The 23,542-nt window shown below is 37.0% G+C and carries 19 protein-coding genes and 1 pseudogene; 11 read left to right on the forward strand and 9 right to left on the reverse strand.

All coding sequences use genetic code 11. The annotated features are described in order from the left end of the window. Positions 1–34: 34 nt before the first annotated feature. From GL301_RS02385 to inlB, 4 genes and pseudogenes are all read left to right on the forward strand, one after another. Entirely contained in the window at positions 35–622 is a 588-nt protein-coding gene (locus GL301_RS02385) for a hypothetical protein (RefSeq protein ID WP_003734625.1), read from the forward strand. Between the two features lie 24 nt (positions 623–646). Continuing rightward, positions 647–1,346: pseudogene (locus GL301_RS02395) on the forward strand (HEAT repeat domain-containing protein). A 706-nt stretch (positions 1,347–2,052) separates the two neighbouring features. Beyond that, complete coding sequence (inlA, locus tag GL301_RS02400) at positions 2,053–4,455, forward strand: class 1 internalin InlA (RefSeq protein WP_003734628.1); 2,403 nt, start codon at positions 2,053–2,055, stop codon at positions 4,453–4,455. A gap of 84 nt (positions 4,456–4,539) precedes the next feature. After that, on the forward strand, positions 4,540–6,432 hold the full coding sequence (gene inlB, locus GL301_RS02405; protein ID WP_014929171.1) for a GW domain-containing class 2 internalin InlB: 1,893 nt from the start codon (positions 4,540–4,542) through the stop codon (positions 6,430–6,432). Positions 6,433–6,546: 114 nt separating this feature from the next. Here inlB and GL301_RS02410 read toward each other — a convergent pair whose 3' ends face one another. Next, entirely contained in the window at positions 6,547–7,032 is a 486-nt protein-coding gene (locus GL301_RS02410) for an Rrf2 family transcriptional regulator (protein WP_003740423.1), read from the reverse strand. A 98-nt stretch (positions 7,033–7,130) separates the two neighbouring features. Here GL301_RS02410 and GL301_RS02415 point away from each other — a divergent pair, with 98 nt between their 5' ends. Together GL301_RS02415 and lntA are read left to right on the forward strand one after the other, a co-directional pair. Continuing rightward, positions 7,131–7,976 (forward strand): SDR family oxidoreductase, encoded by an 846-nt coding sequence (locus GL301_RS02415; RefSeq protein ID WP_003725173.1) that lies wholly within the window; start codon positions 7,131–7,133, stop codon positions 7,974–7,976. Positions 7,977–8,131: 155 nt separating this feature from the next. Continuing rightward, on the forward strand, positions 8,132–8,749 hold the full coding sequence (lntA, locus tag GL301_RS02420) for a nuclear targeted protein LntA (protein ID WP_003741511.1): 618 nt from the start codon (positions 8,132–8,134) through the stop codon (positions 8,747–8,749). A 32-nt stretch (positions 8,750–8,781) separates the two neighbouring features. Here lntA and GL301_RS02425 read toward each other — a convergent pair whose 3' ends face one another. Beyond that, positions 8,782–10,050, reverse strand: a complete 1,269-nt coding sequence (locus tag GL301_RS02425; RefSeq protein WP_012681103.1) for a condensation domain-containing protein — start codon at positions 10,048–10,050, stop codon at positions 8,782–8,784. 137 nt (positions 10,051–10,187) lie between these two features. Between GL301_RS02425 and GL301_RS02430 the strand changes: the two genes are divergently transcribed. Then, complete coding sequence (locus tag GL301_RS02430) at positions 10,188–10,691, forward strand: DUF2004 domain-containing protein (RefSeq protein WP_003728099.1); 504 nt, start codon at positions 10,188–10,190, stop codon at positions 10,689–10,691. A 41-nt stretch (positions 10,692–10,732) separates the two neighbouring features. On the opposite strand, the gene pbp4 is transcribed toward GL301_RS02430, so the two are convergent. Continuing rightward, positions 10,733–12,769, reverse strand: coding sequence for a penicillin-binding protein PBP4(5) (gene pbp4, locus GL301_RS02435; RefSeq protein ID WP_003728098.1), 2,037 nt, complete (start codon positions 12,767–12,769; stop codon positions 10,733–10,735). Positions 12,770–12,940: 171 nt separating this feature from the next. Between pbp4 and GL301_RS02440 the strand changes: the two genes are divergently transcribed. Then, positions 12,941–13,255, forward strand: coding sequence for a hypothetical protein (locus GL301_RS02440; RefSeq protein WP_003725179.1), 315 nt, complete (start codon positions 12,941–12,943; stop codon positions 13,253–13,255). Between the two features lie 136 nt (positions 13,256–13,391). After that, on the forward strand, positions 13,392–14,321 hold the full coding sequence (locus tag GL301_RS02445; protein WP_003725180.1) for an LCP family protein: 930 nt from the start codon (positions 13,392–13,394) through the stop codon (positions 14,319–14,321). 47 nt (positions 14,322–14,368) lie between these two features. Here GL301_RS02445 and GL301_RS02450 read toward each other — a convergent pair whose 3' ends face one another. Then, positions 14,369–14,917, reverse strand: coding sequence for a DUF4240 domain-containing protein (locus tag GL301_RS02450; RefSeq protein WP_003725181.1), 549 nt, complete (start codon positions 14,915–14,917; stop codon positions 14,369–14,371). Positions 14,918–15,150: 233 nt separating this feature from the next. Here GL301_RS02450 and GL301_RS02455 point away from each other — a divergent pair, with 233 nt between their 5' ends. Then, positions 15,151–15,876 (forward strand): DUF2238 domain-containing protein, encoded by a 726-nt coding sequence (locus GL301_RS02455; RefSeq protein WP_003721237.1) that lies wholly within the window; start codon positions 15,151–15,153, stop codon positions 15,874–15,876. 43 nt (positions 15,877–15,919) lie between these two features. On the opposite strand, the gene GL301_RS02460 is transcribed toward GL301_RS02455, so the two are convergent. The 5 genes from GL301_RS02460 to GL301_RS02480 form a co-directional block, all read right to left on the reverse strand. Then, positions 15,920–16,585, reverse strand: coding sequence for a YoaK family protein (locus tag GL301_RS02460; protein ID WP_003728097.1), 666 nt, complete (start codon positions 16,583–16,585; stop codon positions 15,920–15,922). A gap of 20 nt (positions 16,586–16,605) precedes the next feature. Then, positions 16,606–17,361: a DUF4866 family protein gene (locus tag GL301_RS02465; protein WP_003734632.1), complete on the reverse strand. Its 756-nt coding sequence runs from the start codon at positions 17,359–17,361 to the stop codon at positions 16,606–16,608. 116 nt (positions 17,362–17,477) lie between these two features. Next, positions 17,478–19,637 carry a transglutaminase TgpA family protein gene (locus tag GL301_RS02470; RefSeq protein WP_003725186.1) on the reverse strand — a complete coding sequence of 720 codons (2,160 nt, stop codon included), beginning with the start codon at positions 19,635–19,637 and terminating at the stop codon, positions 17,478–17,480. Continuing rightward, positions 19,634–20,782, reverse strand: coding sequence for a DUF58 domain-containing protein (locus tag GL301_RS02475; protein ID WP_009929138.1), 1,149 nt, complete (start codon positions 20,780–20,782; stop codon positions 19,634–19,636). Before GL301_RS02475 ends, GL301_RS02470 begins: the two co-directional genes overlap by 4 nt. A 4-nt stretch (positions 20,783–20,786) precedes the next feature. After that, positions 20,787–21,734, reverse strand: a complete 948-nt coding sequence (locus GL301_RS02480) for an AAA family ATPase (RefSeq protein WP_003721242.1) — start codon at positions 21,732–21,734, stop codon at positions 20,787–20,789. A gap of 155 nt (positions 21,735–21,889) precedes the next feature. Between GL301_RS02480 and GL301_RS02485 the strand changes: the two genes are divergently transcribed. Next, positions 21,890–23,485 (forward strand): PucR family transcriptional regulator, encoded by a 1,596-nt coding sequence (locus GL301_RS02485; RefSeq protein ID WP_003740428.1) that lies wholly within the window; start codon positions 21,890–21,892, stop codon positions 23,483–23,485. Positions 23,486–23,542: the final 57 nt, after the last annotated feature.

Here is a 23,542-nt window from a genome sequence, read left to right on the forward strand (position 1 = left end):
CCATAACAATTACTCATAGAAACGAGAGAATCTTATGATAAACCTAGAATGGAAAGAACTAGACCAACTGGAGATAGAAGAAAAGGTTCAAGAGGTATTAGATTATAGCTATAATACCTGGATGTCTGATAAGAAGAATATTCGTTATTTTGTACGGGCGTTTTATATTAAATGGGATATGATAGCCTATATGTATGGAATGGAAGAAAATGAGACGGAAGATGATAAGTTAAAAAGTATGTTTGATTTTGGCATTAGCGAGCTGAGAAATATTACAGAGGTCGACTGGATAATGGGTTATTGCATGCTAATTAACCCAATCTTTTTTGAAGAAAATGATAATTATTTGGAACTTGAGGAGAAAGGGCAGGAAATGCTTCGTAATGTAGCAATAAATAACCCGGATGACGTCTTTTTGACTTCTTTTGGTATACCGGAAAAAGATTATTTGAAATGGAAAAGAGCGAACAGAGAGCAACTTATTCAGTATGGGGAAGATAATTTTAACTTTGACTCGGAGTTTTCGAGATATTTTAAACATATTATAAATTGCAGGGCGGATGAAGAGGTGGAAAAAGAAAGCTTTCTGAAGAAGATTGTGCGCAAGTGGAAGCAACGATGAGATTCCATTTGGAGGTGGGAGTATATGCTAAAAAAAACGAAAAAAATTCTCAATGAAATTAAAACTATTATCCAGCAAAAACCTTTTGATTATGAGAAGGCAGAAAATTTGATAAGTGAGTTAAATCTTGAAGAGGCCCCCACTAGAATTGGAGAACATCTTACTAGCTAGCATAAATAATAGCGATGAGAATACTCGAATATTTGCCTATGAGTATTTATATTATTTTGATAGCGAAGCAGTTTTTCAAGCAGCCCTCATAGGGACAACAGACGACGATGATTTAGTTCAAATGTGCTCCATAGAGATTTTAGGAAATTTGGTTAAAGTAGAAAGTCTCCCGTATTTAAAGAAGGCGTTGGGCGATAACAACCCTGATGTACGTTGCTTTGCTGCTGAATCAATCGGTTTTGTAGGGACTGACGAAGCGAAAGCGATACTGCAAGAACAGTTAAATAGAGAAACGGATTCTTTTGCAAAAGTAGGTATTTATTATGCGCTCTATCTTCTTGGTCGAGAAGAAATGTTGCCAAAGCTCCTTTCTCTACTAGACGATAATTATCATTTGACGGTGATTAGAAGCTTGGATGTTCTGAGAGACGTTGTTAATCAAACAAATAAAGAAAATATATTATTAAATATCGAAAAACTTTTAAAGAGAGATATCCCAATTTCAGTAAAGGAAAAAGCGGAAGTGGTTTTACAAGAAATTAAAGGAAGCTAAAACAGAATAAATATTGTTATGTTCCACTGGAAAAAAAGGTGATTTTTATAGCAAAACTAGTAAAAGCTAAAATTTTTATTCATGATATAAAGATTAAACTCGAAGAAATCAATTCTCAGTTCAGAAACAAAAAGAACTATCAACCAGCAACGCATACAAAGTAAAAAGATAACACAATCACACCGTGTTATCTTTTTTTGTATACATTTCACCAAAAATCTCGACATCCTTATGTGTTATTTTGAACATAAAGGGTAGAGGATAACATAAGTTAATTCTTTTTTGGAGAAAAATAGCTATTATTATTTAATGGGCTTTGAAAGGGGTGATTATATAGAAGAAGTGAAAAAAAGAGAGTTTTGGCGGGAAGAGTGCGGGGCTTGAGTTCGTCAATAATAGACCATTTTAAAAGGTGGAATGACACGTGTGGTATCAACATAACATGATTTGCATGGTTGAATTCCTATTAAGCTTCGATAGTGAAATACATAAAAATATTATATATAGGGAAAATGTGCTGGAACGAACGAGATGAAAGATATCACTAAGCAGCTCCGTAGACAGATTAACTACTGAATACCATAGGAACAATTCATGGGGCGCATAGTTTAATAAAGTAAGCAGACATGATTTTTCGGATGCAGGAGAAAATCCTATACAACGAAACCTGATATTGTTTCTAACTATTGAAAAAGGAGTGTATATAGTGAGAAGAAAACGATATGTATGGTTGAAAAGTATACTAGTAGCAATATTAGTATTTGGCAGTGGAGTATGGATTAACACGAGTAACGGGACAAATGCTCAGGCAGCTACAATTACACAAGATACTCCTATTAATCAGATTTTTACAGATACAGCTCTAGCGGAAAAAATGAAGACGGTCTTAGGAAAAACGAATGTAACAGACACGGTCTCGCAAACAGATCTAGACCAAGTTACGACGCTTCAGGCGGATAGATTAGGGATAAAATCTATCGATGGATTGGAATACTTGAACAATTTAACACAAATAAATTTCAGCAATAATCAACTTACGGACATAACTCCACTTAAAGATTTAACTAAGTTAGTTGATATTTTGATGAATAATAATCAAATAGCAGATATAACTCCGCTAGCTAATTTGTCGAATCTAACTGGTTTGACTTTGTTCAACAATCAGATAACGGATATAGACCCGCTTAAAAATCTAACAAATTTAAATCGGCTAGAACTATCTAGTAACACGATTAGTGATATTAGTGCGCTTTCAGGTTTAACTAGTCTACAGCAATTATCTTTTGGTAATCAAGTGACAGATTTAAAACCATTAGCTAATTTAACAACACTAGAACGACTAGATATTTCAAGTAATAAGGTGTCGGATATTAGTGTTCTGGCTAAATTAACCAATTTAGAAAGTCTTATCGCTACTAACAACCAAATAAGTGATATAACTCCACTTGGGATTTTAACAAATTTGGACGAATTATCCTTAAATGGTAACCAGTTAAAAGATATAGGCACATTGGCGAGTTTAACAAACCTTACAGATTTAGATTTAGCAAATAACCAAATTAGTAATCTAGCACCACTGTCGGGTCTAACAAAACTAACTGAGTTAAAACTGGGAGCTAACCAAATAAGTAACATCAGTCCCCTAGCAGGTCTAACCGCACTCACTAACTTAGAGCTAAATGAAAATCAGTTAGAAGATATTAGCCCAATTTCTAACCTGAAAAATCTCACATATTTAACGTTGTACTTTAATAATATAAGTGATATAAGCCCAGTTTCTAGTTTAACAAAGCTTCAAAGATTATTTTTCTATAATAACAAGGTAAGTGACGTAAGCTCACTTGCGAATTTAACCAATATTAATTGGCTTTCGGCTGGGCATAACCAAATTAGCGATCTTACACCATTGGCTAATTTAACAAGAATTACCCAATTAGGATTGAATGACCAAGAATGGACAAATCCACCAGTGAACTACAAAGTAAATGTATCCATTCCAAACACGGTGAAAAATGTGACGGGCGCTTTGATTGCACCAGCTACTATTAGCGATGGTGGTAGTTATGCAGAACCTGATATAACATGGAATTTACCTAGTTATACCAATGAAGTAAGTTATACCTTTAACCAATCTGTCACCATTGGAAAAGGAACGACAACATTTAGTGGAACTGTGACGCAGCCACTTAAGGCAATTTTTAATGCTAAGTTTCATGTGGACGGCAAAGAAACAACCAAAGAAGTGGAAGCTGGGAATTTATTGACTGAACCAGCTAAGCCTGTAAAAGAAGGTTATACATTTGTTGGGTGGTTTGATGCCCAAACCGGCGGAACTAAATGGAATTTCAGTACGGATAAAATGCCGACAAATGACATCGATTTATATGCGCAATTTAGTATTAACAGCTACACAGCAACGTTTGATAATGACGGTGTAACAACATCTCAAACAGTAGATTATCAAGGCTTGCTACAAGAACCTACGGCACCAACAAAAGAAGGTTATACTTTCAAAGGCTGGTATGACGCAAAAACTGGTGGTGACAAGTGGGATTTTGCAACTAGTAAGATGCCTGCTAAAAACATCACCTTATATGCTCAATATAGCGCCAATAGCTATACAGCAACCTTTGATGTTGATGGAAAAACAACGACTCAAGCAGTAGACTATCAAGGACTTCTAAAAGAACCAAAAACGCCAACAAAAGCCGGATATACTTTCAAAGGTTGGTATGACGAAAAAACAGATGGTAAAAAATGGGATTTTGCGACAGATAAAATGCCAGCAAATGATATTACGCTGTACGCTCAATTCACGAAAAATCCTGTGGCACCACCAACAACTGGAGGGAACACTCCGCCGACTACAAATAACGGAGGGAACACTACACCACCTTCCGCAAATATACCTGGAAGCAACACATCTAACACATCAACTGGGAATTCAGCTAGCACAACAAGTACAATGAACGCTTATGACCCTTATAATTCAAAAGAAGCTTCACTCCCTACAACTGGTGATAGCGATAATGCGCTCTACCTGTTGATAGGATTGTTAGCAGTAGGAACTGCAGTGGCTCTTACTAAAAAAGCACGTGCTAGTAAATAGAAGTAGTGTAAAGAGCTAGATGTGGTTTTCGGACTATATCTAGCTTTTTTATTTTTTAATAACTAGAATCAAGGAGAGGATAGTGTGAAAGAAAAGCACAACCCAAGAAGGAAATATTGTTTAATCTCAGGTTTAGCTATTATTTTTAGTTTATGGATAATTATTGGAAACGGGGCGAAAGTACAAGCGGAGACTATCACCGTGCCAACGCCAATCAAGCAAATTTTTCCAGATGATGCTTTTGCAGAAACAATCAAAGACAATTTAAAGAAAAAAAGTGTGACGGATCTAGTGACACAAAGTGAATTAAATAGTATAGATCAAATCATTGCGAATAATAGTGATATTAAATCCATTCAAGGAATTCAGTATTTACCCAATGTGACAAAGTTATTTTTAAACGGGAATAAACTAACAGATATAAAGCCCTTAGCAAACTTGAAAAATTTAGGATGGCTTTTTTTAGACGAAAATAAAATTAAAGACCTAAGTTCGCTCAAGGATTTAAAAAAATTAAAATCACTTTCTTTGGAGCATAATGGTATAAGTGATATAAATGGACTTGTTCATTTGCTGCAACTGGAAAGTTTGTATTTGGGAAATAATAAACTAACGGATATAACGATTCTTTCACGTTTAACTAAGCTGGATACTTTGTCTCTTGAAGATAACGAAATTAGTGATATTGTGCCACTTTCAGGTTTAACTAAATTGCAAAACCTATATTTAAGTAAGAATCACATAAGCGATTTAAGAGCGTTAGCAGGACTTAAAAATCTAGATGTTTTAGAATTATTTAGCCAAGAATGTCTGAATAAATCTATTAATCATCAAATGAATCTAGTTGTTCCGAACACAGTAAAAAACATTGATGGGTCGCTTGTTACTCCAGAAATAATAAGTGATGATGGCGATTATGAAAAACCGAATGTCAAATGGCATTTACCAGAATTTATAAATGAAGTAAGTTTTATTTTCTATCAACCAGTCACTGTTGGAAAAGCAAAAGCACGATTTCATGGGAGAGTAACCCAACCACTGAAAGAGGTTTACACAGTAAGTTATGATGTTGATGGAACGGTAATAAAAACAAAAGTAGAGGCAGGGACGCGAATAACTGCACCTAAACCTCCGACCAAACAAGGCTATGTTTTTAAAGGCTGGTATACTGAAAAAAATGGTGGACATGAGTGGAATTTTAGTACGGATTATATGTCCGGAAACGATTTTACTTTGTACGCGATGTTTAAAGCGGAAACGACTGAAAAAGCAGTGAATTTAACACGCTATGTTAAATATATTCGCGGGAATGCGGGGATCTACAAACTTCCAAGAGAAGATAACTCGCTTAAACAAGGAACGCTAGCCTCGCACCGCTGTAAAGCTTTAACTGTTGATAGAGAAGCGCGAAATGGCGGTGAATTATGGTACAGGTTAAAAAATATTGGCTGGACCAAAGCTGAAAATCTTTCCTTAGACCGTTACGATAAAATAGAATATGACAAAGGTGTTACTGCTTATGCAAGAGTAAAAAATGCGCCAGGGAATGCAGTTTGGACGAAACCATACAATACAGCTGGCGCAACCCTCGTGAACAAGCTTTCCGTCTACCAAGGTAAAAATATGCGAATATTGCGCGAAGCCAAAACACCAATTACTACGTGGTATCAATTTAGCATTGATGGTAAAGTAATTGGTTGGGTCGATACGCGTGCACTTAACACATTTTATAAACAAAGCATGGAAATACCAATCCAATTAACTCGATACGTCAGCGCAAATAAAGGAAATGAAGCATACTATAAAGTTCCGGTAGTAGATAGCCCAATCAAATGGGGAACTTTAGCCAAGTATAAAAATCAAACATTAATTGTCGATCGAACAGCCACCGTTGAAGGTCAGCTTTGGTATCGGATAAGAACTAGCTCCACTTTCATTGGTTGGACGAAAGCTGCTAATTTAAGGGCACAGAAATGACCTACGAAAAGCTATTTCTAAATATTGGGGAAGAAAAAAGCTACAACTTTAAATTTATGAAAAAAGAACTGATTCGCTGAAAACGGATCAGTTCTTTTTTCTTTGGACTTATTTTTACAAATACTTTTCGATAATTTCCATATTCTGCGGCCGGTCTTTGCTTTCAAGTACAGAAATATCACGAACAATACTATCTAATTTAATTTTTTCCATTTCAAATTCTATTTTTTGTTGGAGCAAATCGTATTTACTCGCAAGAACTTGTTGGATATTGGCTCCGACAATGCAGTCTGGATTGGTTTTTGGATCAACGTGAATTAAATTCGTATTGCCTTCTATACTCTTATAAACATCAAGCAGTGAAATTTCTTCTGGTGGTCTAGCAAGAATCGGATTTGCTTTGCCAGTTTGCGTAGTAATTAAATTGGACTTTTTCAAATTACTCATGATTTTTCTAATGTTAGCGGGATTTGTTTTTACGCTACCAGCAATAATTTCACTCGATAACAAATTCGTATTTTTAAAAATTTCTATATAAGCCAAAATGTGGATAGCATCACTAAATTGGATAGAGTATTTCATTTTTTTCAATCCTTTCAAATTTTCTTCTTGACTTATCTTATCATAATGTTTATTATAAAGGTGTAAATTATAAATGTACAGCTTTAATATTAAAAAAATTTGAAGGAGTGGTTTAAATGACTTATTTAGTAACAGGTGCAACAGGTGGACTTGGAGGCTACGCATTAAATTATTTGAAAGAGCTCGTTCCAATGTCCGATATTTATGCTTTAGTTCGTAGCGAAGAAAAAGGTGCAGACTTGAAAGCAGCAGGATTTAACATCCGAGTTGGTGATTATAGTGATGCAGAATCAATGAAGCAAGCATTCGTAGGAATCGACCGTGTATTATTTGTATCGGGCGCTCCTGGTAATCGCCAAGTAGAACACGAAAACGTGGTAAATGCGGCAAAAGCAGCAGGTGTTTCTTACATTGCTTACACAAGTTTTGCAGGCGCAGATAAATCCACAAGCGCTTTAGCAGAAGATCATTTCTTTACCGAAAAAGTAATCGAAAAATCCGGAATCGCGCACACTTTCTTGCGTAACAACTGGTACTTCGAAAATGAAATGCCAATGATTGGTGGCGCATTAAGTGCTGGAAAATTTGTATACGCTGCTGAAAATGGAAAAGTTGGCTGGGCATTAAAACGCGAATACGCAGAAGTAGCCGCAAAAGCTGTTGCGGGCGCTGACTTCCCAGAAATCCTTGAATTATCTGGCCCACTCATGACATACGAAGAACTTACAAAAGCATTAAAAGAAGCAACTGGAAAAGATTTCGACGTTATTTCTTCAGATGATAAAGGATTTGTAGAAAATTTAGTTTCTGCCGGTTTACCACAACCTGTCGCAGAAATGTTCTTATCCTTCCAACACGACATTAAGAACGACCAATTAGATGTTACTTCTGATGATTTTGAAAAAGCATTAGGAAAACCATTAACGAATCGCGTAGATGCACTTCGGGAATTGTTGAAATAAAAAGGGACAGCCTACCTTGATTTGAGGTAGGCTGTTTTTTTACTGCGCATTTTATTATCTTTTCAGTAGTATTTATACGACCTTTTAAACATTTGATAAGAATGAGGCTATAATTTTATATGCTCTTTATTTATTAAATGAAAGAAGGAAAACGAGTGAAGAAGTTAGTTGCTTGGTTTAACGGATTATCAAAAATGTGGAAAGTGGTAGTAATAATAGGCGCAGTTTTTGTAGTTATAATAGCCTTAACAACAGGAGAGAATGAAGGTGAACAAACGAAGACAAAAACTAACAGCGATAAAATTGTAAAAACGACGAGCAAGCCCAAGCTTTCAACCAAAGATTTAGCCTTGATTAAAGCTGATTTAGCAGAATTTGAAGGTCGGGAACTTTCTTCAGAAAAAATTTTGAAAGATACAATTAAAGAAGAAAGTTGGTCGGATTTGGATTTTGCGAATGATAATATTAACCAAATGATTGACACGATGAAACGATATCAGCAAGAAATTTTAAGTATAGATGCGGTTAAAAGAAGTTCAGAAGCCTCGGCGGATACGGAGGCATTTAAAAAGGTTTTCAAAGAATGGAGTGATTTCAAAATAGAGCGGATACAAGTAACTATCGATTTACTAAATGGTAAAAAAGATAGTGAAGCTGCATTTAAAAAATCATATCCAAATCAAATTATCTTTAAAAAAGTGCGCACGAATAAATTACAAACAGCCTTAAATAACTTGAAAGTAGGCTACGAATTATTGGATAGTCAGAAATAAGAAAAAGCCATCCTGCTGAGGATAGCTTTTTCTTATTTAGAAGGAAATTCCGAAATCATCTGCTCCAAAAAGTCTTTCTGCCAAGCATGATCTTGCGTAGTACCATGCAAATTAGTACTCAGTGTCAGCTCGCCGCGGAAAGTTGTAGCAGCGACTTGGAAAAACGGCGCATACTTTAAAGAACCACAAATAAAACAATCTGTTAAAGTGCTACCTTCAAAAACGAGTTTTTCCTCATCGATAATACCTATATTCGTAAAACTTGTTTTCGGAATAGAATACATTTTTTCAGAAGCTTTTTTTGCAACAGAGTAGTTCTTTTTCTTGAAAATCAGTTCCAATAAATAATAAATTCGTAGAGGTGCAAAGCTGTTTTTTTGTGGATTGAGTGAATTTTTGACGGCTTGGAGTGTGCTTTCAAATGACGTTAGGTCATCGTTTGCGCTGATTTGGCATGTAATATTGGCGGTGAGATTGGTAATTCCGCTACTGGTCTTACTCGGCAAATACTTACGGAGATCCACCGGGCAATCAATTGACATTTCTTGTTGCCCTGTTGTTTGCTGAACAGTGCGCGCCATTGCGGCGAACAGAACATCATTCACAGTTGCCTCGTGCTCTTTTGCAAAGTGGATGATTTCCGAAAAATCCTCTTTTGGTAGCTTAGTCCAAATAACTTTCGGATTTTTCGGGTCACCTTTAAGAGGGAAAGTTGGGTTATGGACAGCTTTTTGCTTCGTTTTTTCCGTAAAAATGGACTTTATATCTTTACGCGAAAGTTGATCAAAAATTTGCTTTAAACTCCGGGAACCTAAGCTCAAATTCGCCGCATAATCCGGATTTTCAAGCAGATTAGAATAAAGCTCACTCAATAAATAAAGATATTCCTTAAATCCAGCGCCATCTGCTAACATATGATTCATAATAACCACAAGCTGATCAGAAGTATCAGCCCGAACAACAGTAAAGCAAATTTGCGGCCCATTTTCTGTGGAAAGCTTCGTTACAAGTGCTCGGTCCACTTCGGTTTCTGGCGCTTGCGTTTCCACTAAGAAAACCAAATCCTCCGCAGAAAAAACACTTTCTTGCCAAAAAGCACCTTTTTTCGTTTCTTTAAAATGACAAAGTAATAGCGGAAGTTTTTTAGTAGACTGCATCACTGCTTTTTTTAGAACGTCTATATTTAAATGATTATCAAACTTAAGTACCGTATGCAAATGGTGGTCATTTTTCATTTTTTCTCCAGAAATATAATGTTTAACATCAGAAGGTTCAGCGGGATAACTCGTGATTTTTACCATGGGACTTCCTTCTTTCTTCGGTTTAAATAGTTGTTAATAGTTTCCCTGAAAGCAGTGCTGCGAAACAAGTTGCGGATCAAAGTGAGTTTAAGTTATACTGAGCGTATGCAAGCTACTATTTCTAGGAGGCACCGAACATGACAAACAGAACATTAACAACCAAGTTACTAGGAACACTAAGCTATACGCAAGAAAATGGAACGATGATGGACGCCGTAATTCCTTTGGATGGCAAAGAAGTAAAGGTTGATTATAGTATTTTTGAAAAGCTTACTTCAGAAGATTATTTTAAAGATATCGTTACTTTAACGGATCAAATTCCGGAACTACACCTAGAAGCGAAAAAAACTATTTTAGAGCAATTTGATGGAAATGATACGCTTACTATTTATTTTGATTTTCATACAGATGAATTGCCCGAAGCGGTTTTAGAAGTTACCGAATGTGATGCGCTAGAAAATATAACAAAGGAAATCTTAATCGATAAACTAGTTTTGTCAGGCGTTTGGTTTTCGGAAAATGCCAATAATGAGTTGGATTTAACATTCGATTTCAAACTATTACCAGAAGTTAGCGATGAACTTTTAGTTGTTCGTTTTAATACAAAAGGAGAAATTACTGAATTAACCCATGAAAGTTAACAAAAAAGAGCCATTCTGTTCGCGAACAGAAGGGCTCTTTTTTATTTATACATACTTTCAATAACTGGTTTTAGCTTATCAATTACAAGTCCGCTACCACCGCGACCTTTGACGTTTTCAATCATTCCTACCATGAGGTAATTGGGATTGTCGGCATCGAAGGCGTAAACAAAACCATTTTCAAGGCCATCTTCGCCTTGTTTTTCTTTTAGTTCGGCTGTACCGGTTTTGGCTGCGATACTATGACCTTGGATTTGTAGGGCGTGTGCTGTACCAGCTGGATCAGAAACAGTTTTGACTAAAGCTGCTTTGACTTGGTTGGCAGAAGCGGCTTCGGTTGCTTGTGTTTCCTTGCCAGCTTTTTCTTTTGTATCTAGTTTTGGATAAGGCATTTTTCCGTCGCTTGCAATGGCCGAGTATGCAATCGCTTGTTGAATTGGCGACATCAGTAATTCACCTTGTCCGTAAGATGTGTCAGCTAGTAATATTTCCGAGTTCAGCCCATCATTCGAAATTTGTGCTGGTTTCATTGTGAAAGGTAAGTTATATTCCTTATCAAAATCGAATTTTTTCAAGCCAGCAGTTAGTTTATCTTTGCCGATTTCTAGACCTTCTTGAGCGAAGTAAATGTTATCAGAGTGCACAAGCGCATCCGTCATATTTACTTTTGGAACATCATGGACACGAGTGACAAAATACTTGCCCCATGAAGCATCTTTTTGCCACTGTAAGCCAGAAATTTCACGGACTTTGTCGGGTTTTGTAACGCCAGTGTCCAGCCCAATTGTGGCTGTAATTGTTTTAAAGGTAGAGCCTGGTGCGTAACGATTTGCGTATCTTGCTAGGAAAGGTAGGCGTTTGTCGTCATTATATTTTGCGTAATCTTCGGAAGTGATCCCGAGCACCATTTGGTTGGCATCATAAGAAGGGGTGCTCACTAACGCTAATAGTTCGCCATTTGTCGGATTAATCATGGTCACAGCGCCAGTTTCGGAACCGAGGCTATCAAAAGCTTTCTTCTGAACGGCTGCATCAATCGTTAGTTTAATTTCTTCGCCATCTTTTTTATCGATTTTTTGTAAAGTATCTTCTTGCTTGGTTTGGTCATTGATGATTTTAATTGCGCCACCATTTTTACCGCGCAGTTGTTTGTCATAGTAACGTTCTAAGCCACTTTTCCCAATGACATCGCCAACGCTGAGTTTTGGATTTTTTTCAATGTCTTCGGCGCTAACTTCACCGACATAACCAATCAAATGCGAGGTTGCTTCATTTAATGGGTACGTCCGCATTTCTTTTTGAGCATACGTAAGTCCAGTAGCCTCAGGTAGATTATCTTTATTCAATGTAACTAAAGGAACGAAGCTATCTGCTTGGACCCATTTTTGATCGAGCTGTTTGTTGATGTAATCAGTGGAGACTTCTAGTTTTTTGCTAATATCCGCAATGTTTTTCACTTTCTCGTCGCCTTCACCAAGCTTCGAAGGCACTACACCAGCTTCGGCAAATTGACCAGTAGTCGCGAGTGGATTACCATTTCTGTCCACTATTTGACCACGCTCTGCTTCGTCTTCCGTGATGCGCACCTTATCTGTTTTCACCATTCCGGGGAAAATGAGAGCTGGTTTCCAGTCGATTTTCCAGTCATCATCTTGCTTGGAAATAGTCGTTTTGTATTTTTGTGTAGCGAGTTTCCCGAGGCTAGTCCGCATTTCTAGTTCGTATGTTAAGTTGAATTTGTTTTCTTTGTCATCATAGACAGATTTTAGATTTTTTACTTTAATATCTTTTGCGCCAATCCCGTCGTAAACAGCTTGATACTTATCTTCCATTTCTTTCTTTGTAAATTCGACTTTTTTCAAGGATTCACTTGAGACGCTACTTCCCAACTTGTCGTACTTTTCTTTAGCGATATTTGATGTAAAAGTTTCTGCGGCTGCTAAAGCATTTTTTTCATCTTTGTGTTGATTTTGAATGAAAAAGTAAATGGCAATGCCTGCGAGGACGGCAACAGCGGCAATGCTTCCAATGATAATTGCTTTTTTGTTATTCCTCTTTTTCCCACCATAACTAGCCATAATACACCCCTTAATTTCATGTTATATTCAATTAATTATACCAAACACTTCTAAAAAAGTTGAAAAAATTAAAGAAAACTTTAGATTTGCCCGACATATTTTTTTCTAATTCATGTCATAATTTGTTCTTATTTGCTTGGTAAAGTAGTGGTAACGAAAGGATGATGTTGGATGGAAGAGATGGAGCAACCAGAAAAGAAGGTCATTATTCGTGGGAAAGGCATCCACAATAAATGGAAGTGGAGCACGATTATTGTCAGTATTCTTTCTGTCATAATTATTAGTGTTTTAAGTTATCAGCTGTATTCAGTTAGTCAAAATACCCCGGAAAATAATACTAATGGAACCATGCAAGGTCCTGGTGGAGGAGAGATGCCGAGTGGAACGCCGCCGTCCGGTGAACCTGGCCAAGCGCCAAATAGTTCAGATGATAGTTCTGACTCTGGAACAAGTGATAGTACTACAAGCAGCGACGGAACCCTTTAATATTTGCGAGCCCTCTAGAAATCATCATTGTAGGGGGCTTTTTCCAATCTTTAAAAAATCTTATGGAATTATCGCTCCTATTTTTTGTCATTTTATTGTAATATGGAAGTAAGTTACAATAAAAGAGGTGTGAAATATGGCAAGACATGCACAAAAAAGAAAAGCGCGCAAAGGTAGAATTTTTGTTACGATTCTTGTAGCCCTATTAATTTTAGTTGGTGTAGTTGCAGTTATAGGTTATTTCCAATATCAATCTAGCTTAAAAGAAGCGCAAAATGAAAGTAAATTAAAAGACTACAAATTCAATGGTGCCAAGGCAGTTGGCGATGAAATCAATGTACTACTTATCGGTAGTGACTCTCGCGGTGAAGACCAAGGCCGTTCAGACAGCTTGATGATTGCTCATTATAATACGAAAACAAATACGCCAAAACTGGTATCGATCATGCGTGATACATACGTAGATATTCCAGGACACGGCAAAAACAAAATCAATGCAGCATATTCATACGGCGGACCAGAACTTGTACGCCAAACGATTAAAGAAAATTTTGGAGTAGACGTACAATATTATGTAGTAGCCAATTTTGAAGGTTTCCCTAAGATTGTTGATACACTTGCACCAGAAGGAATCAAAATCAACGCAGAGAAAGATATGTCGAAAAATATTGACGCAAACATTAAAAAAGGCGAACAAGTAATGGATGGTAAAACATTGTTACAATATGCTCGCTTCCGTAAAGATGCAGAAGGAGACTTCGGTCGAATTCGTCGTCAACAACAAGTATTAGAAGCTTTGAAAGAACAGGCGATTGATGTTGGTGACGTGGCAAAAATCCCAGATGTTATCGGAAAACTACAAGGTTATTCTTCCACTAATATCCCAACAGGAACATTAATGTCCATTGGCGCAGATTTCCTACTAGGAAAAACAGAAACAATGGAAAAATTCGCGATTCCTGTTGAAGGGAAATGGCACAATGAGCGAATTGATGGAGCGGGAGCAGTGCTTCGTTTAGATGATATGGCTGCTAACGCAAAAGCTTTACAAGATTTTTTGAAATAACAAAAAAACACGGAAGTCCTCATTAATAGGATTTCCGTGTTTTTATATTAGAATTTGTCGTTATTCCACCATTTTGCAAAAGTGTTTGGGCATACTTTTTTGATAGAATCTTCGTCGTCTTCATCCCACTCAAAATCTATTGGAGGCATAGATACTTCTTCAAACTCAATTCTACTCTCTGCTTCATTTTCAGCATCGTCAAAGTCTTTCCCTAGTTTGTTCTCGAAAATATCCATCACTAAGTAAGCTACCTCTTCATTTTCAGGATATTCATCCTCTGTTAATAAATCAAATTCACCGCAAAGCGTATCGGCATTTTCCACAGCAGATGTGAATACAGCCTTACCTCTTGTTATTAACCAATAACGGAAATAGTCAAATCCATCATCACTACAGCCACCTAATACTACGTAAGCAACAGCCCAGAGCGATTGGTTATATGATTTTTTATGAAAGTAGTTCCACCAATAATCATAACCAAAAAGTTCATCCTCACTCAACTTTTCTAGTAGTTCTTCTAATTTGCTGCCTTTGTCAGAGTTATCAATAATTCCCCAAAACTGATCTTGGGTTAATAAAGATGATACTTTTTTCATTTGATTTTCCTCCAGTTAAAAGATTCATATAGTATGTGTTTAGTGTAACAAAATTAAAAATCATGGTAAAGCGGTATTAAAGTATATGTGTGAGAAACACAAAATATAGCTGATTTTAGACAGGAAATTGTCACAAAAGCGTTATGAAGAAGCGGCAAGCTGGTTTTAAATTTCTTTTTTCGCTTCACATAGATTATAATGAATACATATTTTAAAAAGGGGTGAGACGCTTCATGAAGGACAAAACAAAGAAAAGAAAATGGAACTGGGCACAGATTTTGGCTATTTTTGTATTAGTAACGCTCGTAGTTTCGATGGTTTATGCAACAGTTAACTTAATTACAGCGCCATCTGGTAATGTTCCAGAAGGACAACAAACAAAGGGCGACTACTCACTTATGCTTATGCAGTGTGTACTTGGCGTGGTAGTTCTATTCTTACCATCCATCATTAGTAAAAAAATGAAATTCGTCATTCCGAATGCGATGTATATTGTTTTTATCGTTTTCTTATATTGTGCCATTTATCTTGGCGAAGTTCGTAGTTTCTATTATTTAATTCCTAACTGGGATACGATTCTACATACGTTTAGTGGGGCAATGCTTGGGGGACTTGGTTTTTCTATTGTGAGCTTACTGAATAATGATGAACGGATTACTCTTTCGATGAGTCCGGTTTTCGTTGCATTATTTGCTTGTAGCTTTGCTGTTTTCTTGGGTGTTTTCTGGGAGTTCTATGAATTTGCAGCCGATAGCTTTGGAATGAACATGCAAAAAACAATGCTAGAAGATGGCACGATGCTTCAAGGTCATGCAGCAGTTGCTGATACAATGGGCGATCTGTTCGTCGACTTCCTCGGGGCTTTCGTGATATCCATCATCGGCTACTTCTCCATTCGCAAAAATAAAAAATGGATGAAGAACTTCGAATTTAAAAAAGTAGATGAAGAAGTAAAATAAAAAACTGCCAACAAAGTGAGAAATCATTTTGTTGGCAGTTTTTTTATATTATTTTACTTTCTCTATCAATAAACATCATCATAAAGGCGATAAACTGTAAAAATGCACAAACGAGAATAGCATATTGTGCGAATAGCTGAATAAAGAAATTCCCTACAACCGCACCAATGATAAAACTAAGAATAACGGTAAAATATAGCAAGCTGTTACGCAAATATTGTTTTTCCTTGTACTCGAAATAATCGCATAAATTTTGCGTGGCGCTCCGCAAATTCCCTATGCACATCGTCGTCGCAATCCCTCTACCATGCATTTTTCGGAAACTTTCTACTTGGATACCACATACAAAAGATATGAGCGAATTGGCAATTAGATTATGATCAAGTGAAATAAATGCAACTCCAATTAAAATTACCACCTCTATCAAGACAGAAAGCTGACGCCAGTGGAGACGTCTAATATCTCGCCGATGAATCACTTCAGATATCGCAATTCCGACCGTAAAAGAGACAACCGGCCAAAAATACTGAATTGCGATAGCCCAGTTCCCCTCCGAAATATTAATTCCAAATAAAAGTATATTCCCAGTCTGCGCATTAGCGAATACCTGACCTCTTTCAATGTAAGAGTAAGCATCCATAAATCCGCCAGCCAGAGCAAGTAAAAGCCCCAAACCGATTGATTCTGAAATTTGTCTAGATCTTGCCATGATTTTTCATCCTTTTTTTCTTATTTATTAACCATTTGTTCACGAAGAGCATCAACTAGCTCATTAACTTGCTCAATATTTTGCAGCATTTTTTTCTCAAAATGGTGAATTGGAAGAAATACGCCAAGTTCATCTGCATTTTCTGATGTTTCTTGTCCATAGAAAATTCGGCTGGATGGAATGATTTCCTGTATATGCAAGAAAGTTTTCCAAATAAACGCATAGACTTCCGATTCAGTCATTCCTAACTTTAAAGTATCAGGAAGAGAATACAGTACCAAAATCCCTCTTTTTTTATTAATTCGTTTAGTAGAAATCGAAAAATCTGGCTCGTAGGAATGAATGATATCATCATCATCTACTAAGAAAATCGTTGTTTCAGAATGATGCAAATCCGATTGATAAATCTCTTGAAATTTCTCCTGTTCGCGGTTAGAAATATCGTCCTTCTTGGCTATAAAATTACCTTCTTTATCTGTTAAAAAGAACGGGTTATCCACTGTTAATTTTTTAGGAATAAGGAAAGCTTGTCTGAGAAGTTCGAATAATGTTCTCCCGCAAACACCTAACAACAAGGCACTTACATCACTTTGCCTATAAGCCGACAAAATAATTTTAGCAAAAAGAGTATCATCTTTTTCAAAACCACGCGTCTCTTGGTAGCTCTCTAAATTATCTAGAAATACATCTTTAAAACGTCTGCAAGCTGTTGGATTAGCCAATATCTGTTCGAAAAGGGGAGCGACATTTTGTTCTTTTGGGAAAATAGTTGTCATTTTCAAGTCTCCTTTATTTTATTCATGTTAACATTATCGCATATTTACGAAGAAAAGATAAAAATATTACATAAGAAAAAGCGCCATGAATATTTTCTTAGGCGCTTTTTCTCTGTTTATTTAGTTAATCGAGCTATAACTTGTTGCACAAGCTGCGTTTCTTCCGCAGTTATCACTTTTTCCGTTAAGTTATTACTATAAATTTGGGCTTCATACATTTTCGTTAGTCGCGAAAATTCTGTCGTTGTTAATTCAGCATCCACTCTGGTGCTAAAATGACGTAACGTTTCACTCGATTCGCGGACATAACCATAAGAAGCAAGTAATTTCATAAGTCTATGATAGGTTTTGCCAAATTCTGGACTATTTCTCAGAGAACGAAGCAATAAATATCTACGAATTCTACGTCTGAATATAATAGCTAGTGCGAGCAGTGTCACAACTAGTCCAGCAGGAATCCACCAAACCCAAGACGGAATTTCGAAATTAGAGGCCGCTGTTTCTGTTTTAGGTTCTTCTTTTTTCGGTGTTTCACCTGTGGAGCTGCTACCGTTATCTTGTTCTGGTGTTTTATCGGCTGTATTTGGTGTTTCTGGCGTACTCGTACTATCATTAGGTGTTTCAGGTTTATTAGCTGTTTCAGTTGTGGGTTCTTGGAAGTTTTCGGGATTGGAGAATGTTGCTGTTGGCTCAAATGGAACCCATCCAGTTCCTGGGAAAAACACTTCCGGCCAAGAATGTGCATTGTTATTTGTGATTGTATAAGTCGTTTTAGCATCATTTTCTTTTTTCTCACCCTCACCAGGTGTGTAGCCCTTGGCCCATCTTGCTGGAATCCCAAGCGATCGAAGCATGACTACCATGGAAGTAGAAAAATTGTCACAATACCCAATTTGCGTTTCAAATAAAAATTGATCGACATAATCGGCTCCCCTAGGCGTTTCTTTCGCATCCTCTGTACTATAAGTAAAGGTGCCAGAAGCGCTTAAATAGCGTTCGATTGCTTTCGTTTTGTCATAAATTGAATCAGCGTCTTTTGTTACTTTATTGGCAAGTTTTGTCACCCGGTCTGGTAAGTCTTTTGGTGTTTGGGTATATTGGGAAACAAAAGCGTTAGAAAGTGTGCTAAAGTCGGCATTCTGCATTTTTTCAATATTATAAACGGGTGTTTTTAATTGGACCGTATAATTTTTGATTGTATCCACTGGTCCAACCCGCTCAATGGTTAAATTGGCACTAAATGAATCTACTGCGCCATTAACTGTTTGCGTTCCATATGGATAAGGCATGTAATCATTAGAAGAAGCAAAGCTAATTTCGGCCGTGTTTGTAGCACCAGTTGTTTGTTCTGTAAGTTGAATAGGGAAATTATCACCGGAAGAAAAAGATATGACATCCGCGGAATTTGCATTTGCCCAGCCAGTGCCAGTATAGACCGTTTTCGATTCTACACGCCAGTAATGCCCTTTTTCCGCCCGGGCCGTGAATACAGTAGCATTATCCTTTTTGAGAGCACCACCAAGTGTCGTATCATCTTCACTATAACCCACCGTGCGCGTTGTATTAATTCCAAGCGCATTTTTTATCGTCGGTACCGGATCAGGGAAAATCGGTGCTTTTTTCGGAAGCATTAACGAACTAAAAACAAATACGGCCAGTAACAAAATCACAAAAATATGATAAAACAAACCATTACGTTTTAAGGAGTCCGCGCTAATTCTATTTGGTGCTGCAATCCGACTTGCCAGTGCAAGATGAAGTAATAAAAATCCTTCTAATACAGTTCGGACGATGGCCCAATTACTGTTATAATCTGTAAAAGTATTAATAACCGCTAAATAAGCAACAGTTAAAACTAAAACACTCATAACCCGCTGTTTGCGCAGAATACTATAAGTAGTAATATAACTCAAAAGCCATAAAGCAATTAAAAAAACGATTAAAATAAAGTCCATAGAAATATCGGACGAGCGAAACTGTACCATATCTCTAAACCCATTAAAGGTGATTTGGAAAAAAGAAACAAACCAATTCCCTGCCAAAATCCCACCTTTAGCGTAGTAAATTCCTGAAACGAAGATAATCATCACGATATGAAGCGGGATTGTCCAATAATATTTCAAACGGAGGAAAAAACTACCGAGTGAAAGGGTTATAAACAAAATAATCCAGTTTGCTGTAGAGAGTTCGGTCAGCTCTGCGAATGGATAAATCCACTCAGAGATAAGCAAAACAGATAGAATAAATAGCATGACGAGCGTTAAATATCTTTTCATTTAGCTTCACGCTCCCATCTGCTTAGAAGACTTGCTGGCTCAAGGAAAATCGCTGGAGCATCCATCGCTTTAGAATGCTCTGATTGAAAAGTAATGATTTGGAGCTGTTTATTATCCGTTAAACGAGTCACTTTTTGCATTAACATCGTATCAATACATGGCGTGAATAGAAGGATTTTCTCTCCAGAATGTAAATTACTATCAAGCGATTCTTGCAGCGTTAAACTATCTACCGGGGCGATTTCTGCAAAAGCAGTCGATATATCTTGAAGTCTACTCGTACCTTTCGCCGGAGCAAATTTACTTGTTTGATCGCCTAAAAGAGTAACACGAATTTCTCCATTATCTTCGGAGATTTTGCGAATAAACGAGTAAGCCGCCCGAAGTGATAATTCAAAATTGGGATGGCTCGCTCCGTAAAAAATGACGGATAACCGTGATGTTGCACTATTTTCAAATTCTCTAGTCATCAGTTGGTCGCTTTTAGCAGAAGATTTCCAGTCAATAAGAGAAATCCGGTCACCAGAAGAAAATTCGCGCAAACTGTGCAAATTGCTGTTTTTCTTAAGCGTCCAATAAGCGGCATTGCGTTCGTTTTCTGGAGAAGCTTCACTGATTTTTTCTAATACATCCGGAAAATAGGTTGGATAAATAGTGAGCGATTTTTCGGAAGATAGTTGGCGCGAACGTTCTAACAAGCCGAAAGCATCACTAGTTTCTACATCCACTGGCGGAAATGAATGAATCCCACGAACGCCTACAAATCCAGCTAGTGTAACCGTGAAATGCTTTTTAAAAAGCGGATAAACCACTTGTTGGCGGGCGCTCACATTGCCAAAACTAGCGGGTATTTTTTGTTGGAATAGCAAATAACCCACCGGATAACGCGATTTTCGAGTGAATGATACTTGCATATCAATTAAATCGCCATCATGATAGGTATTTTTAACAAAACGCCGATTCACTTTCCACGCTTTTAGTGGATAAATCGAGGACAAAAATAAAAGTAACAGGATAAAACTAAAGAAATAGGTTAAAAACCAGCTAGCAGTATCACCTTGAAATAACGTATAAGTCCAAAGCCCAGCGTAAATAATTAGCATAATAATCCACCGAAATGCTAATAGGAGGCGTTTTTTCAACATTTAGCTACCTCTTTTCTACCGGAACTGACGTGTTTTTCAAAATGGAAGCAATAATGGATTCGGCTGTTTCCTCATTATAATAAGCTTCAGACTTCAAAATGAGACGATGAGTGAAAATATACGGTGCTAAATACTGAATATCATCAGGAATCACATAATCTCGACCTTCAATAAGCGCAAAAGCTTGAGCGGCTTGCATGAAAGCGAGCGAGCCACGCGGACTAATTCCGAGCGCAACGGAAGGGTGTTTTCGAGTCGCATCAACTAGGCGAATAATATAATTTTTTAAAACATCATCAATAAAGACTTGCTTTGCTTTGTTTTTTAGGTCCAGTAATTCGCTGAGTGTCACCACTTGCTGCGTTTGATCAAGTGGATCTTGGTATTGTTTTAATGTAAGCAGCTGCATTTCTTCTTCGACTGTCGGGTAACCAATATTAATTTTGAGTAAAAATCGGTCTAATTGTGCTTCTGGAAGGGCATACGTTCCTTCGTATTCAATCGGATTTTGCGTCGCCATAACGAAAAATGGGTTGGCAAGTTTGCGCGTAATACCATCCACTGTCACACTATTCTCAGCCATACCTTCAAGTAAAGCGGCTTGAGTTCGAGGCGCAGTACGATTAATTTCATCCGCAAGAACAATATTTCCCATGACAGGACCTGGACGGAATTCAAAATCACGTGTTTCAGGATTGAAAATCGAAACCCCCGTCACATCTGCGGGAAGTAAATCTGGTGTAAATTGAATTCGTTTAAAGGAAACACCAATTGTTTTAGAAAGGGTGCGGACCATCATCGTTTTACCAACACCGGGAACATCTTCTAATAATACGTGACCACCCGCAAGTAGGGCAGTTAAGCTTAATTTAACAACATGTCGTTTACCGACGATTACTTTTTCAACTTCATTAATAATTTCTTCTATTTTAATGGATGGCTCTATAGACATAATTTGCCTCCGTTTCTTTTCTTATGTTTTTAATCAGAATATGTTTATTCATGGTTCAATGCTACTATAATAGGCCTTGAATGTAAAAGATTTAACGTGGCATGGACTTTTTCTAGGAGATTGTTTACACTTAGAATAACTGGAGGTGGCGAACTTTGAGCGTAAAATTGGCAGATTTAATGAAATTACCATCTTTAAAAGAAGCGAAAGTAGTCTCTGGAAAATCTGGATTATCTAAGCTTGTTTCGTCTATTTCTGTTTTAGAATATACAGAGGTAGCTCTTTTAGAAGATGATTTATTTGATAATGATGAATTTTATGGCAGTGAAATAGTTGTATCGGCTTTTGTGAATATTCGTGACGATGTTGAGGCACAGTGTCGGACAATTGAGCGATTACATAAGGTTGGCGAAGTTGCTTTAATTCTTTACTACGTGGGAATTTTTGTGCCGAAAATGGATCAAAAACTGATTGATTTTGCAAATGAACTTGATTTTACCATTATCGTGATGCCGGAAAACGAGATGTCACTTAGATATAGCGAAGTGATTTATGAAGTAGTCGAAGCGATTGTGAAGCAAGAAATGACAGATACCAACTTTGTAACCGAGTCATTAGAACAGATTTCGAGTGTGCGACCGCCACAACGAAATATAGATACCACACTGAAAATTTTGTCTGATAGAACGCATACTTCGCTCGTCTTAACGGATAATTCTTTCCAAGTAATTAATTCTATCACTTGGCCACGAACGCGCCACTGGGATTTTGAACGGATAATTGAGGCATCTAAACAAATCGGTGAACATGAGCTTGTACAGCTTACCTTGGATGAACGCGATTTTTATACGGCCAGAAAACCGATTTTTCAAGACGGTATGCAAGCGATGCACTTATTTATGATGAAAGAAAAAGGCGTATTAACAGCCGATGTAGTCATGCAAATTACCGAAGTAGTCCAAGTATTTATGAATTTATGGGGCAGAAACTATGTCGAAATCAGTACAGCTGAACTGATGAAAGCCATTTTAAATGATGAAAGTGTCAAAATGCGGCGACTTGGTAAGATTTTAAATGTGGATGTTTCTTCTATTAAATGGATGTGGCTTGTAAAAACCGAAGAAATTCGCGACAATGAGCAAGTTTTAGCTGAACTGAAAAGTTTTGTAGCTAGTCACTTCCAAGTTTCATTAATTGATTTATTTGAAGACAATATCGTTGTTTTACTTGATAATTCAGTGGCGCAGCGGGACCGGACGCATACAGCCAATGAGTTTGCGATGATGATGAAAGAACATGGGATAGACTTGAAAATTACCGTTTGCCAAGGAATGGAGCAAACGTCAGATGTGCAAAGCGCTTATTCGCTCGTTAATGAATATAAAAATGCGGCAAATGCGATTTATGCGAACAAGTCCATTTATTCTCTTCAAGAAATTGATTTCGCAGCAAAATGTGTGGAAATAGTAGATCGAGGAGAACTAGCAATTGCAGAACAAATGAGGCCACTAAAGCCTTTAGAGGATAATGATGAACTAATTGAAACGCTGTCTGTGTTTTTACTGGAAGGTGAATCCAATTATAATCAAGCAGCTGAACTACTATTCCTGCATAAAAATACGATTAAATATCGAATACAACGGATAAATGAGTTATTGCAATATCCGGCGACAAAAATCCCAGAATCCTACAACCTTTATTTAGCAGTGGCGATTCGACGGATTCTTGGTGGAAATAACAATAATAAATAAAAATAGTGCATTTTTTGTCCAAAACGACAAAGATTGCGCTATTTTTTTTCAATTCTG

The sequence above is a fragment of the Listeria sp. LM90SB2 genome (assembly GCF_028867355.1).
Classification (GTDB): domain Bacteria; phylum Bacillota; class Bacilli; order Lactobacillales; family Listeriaceae; genus Listeria; species Listeria monocytogenes_B.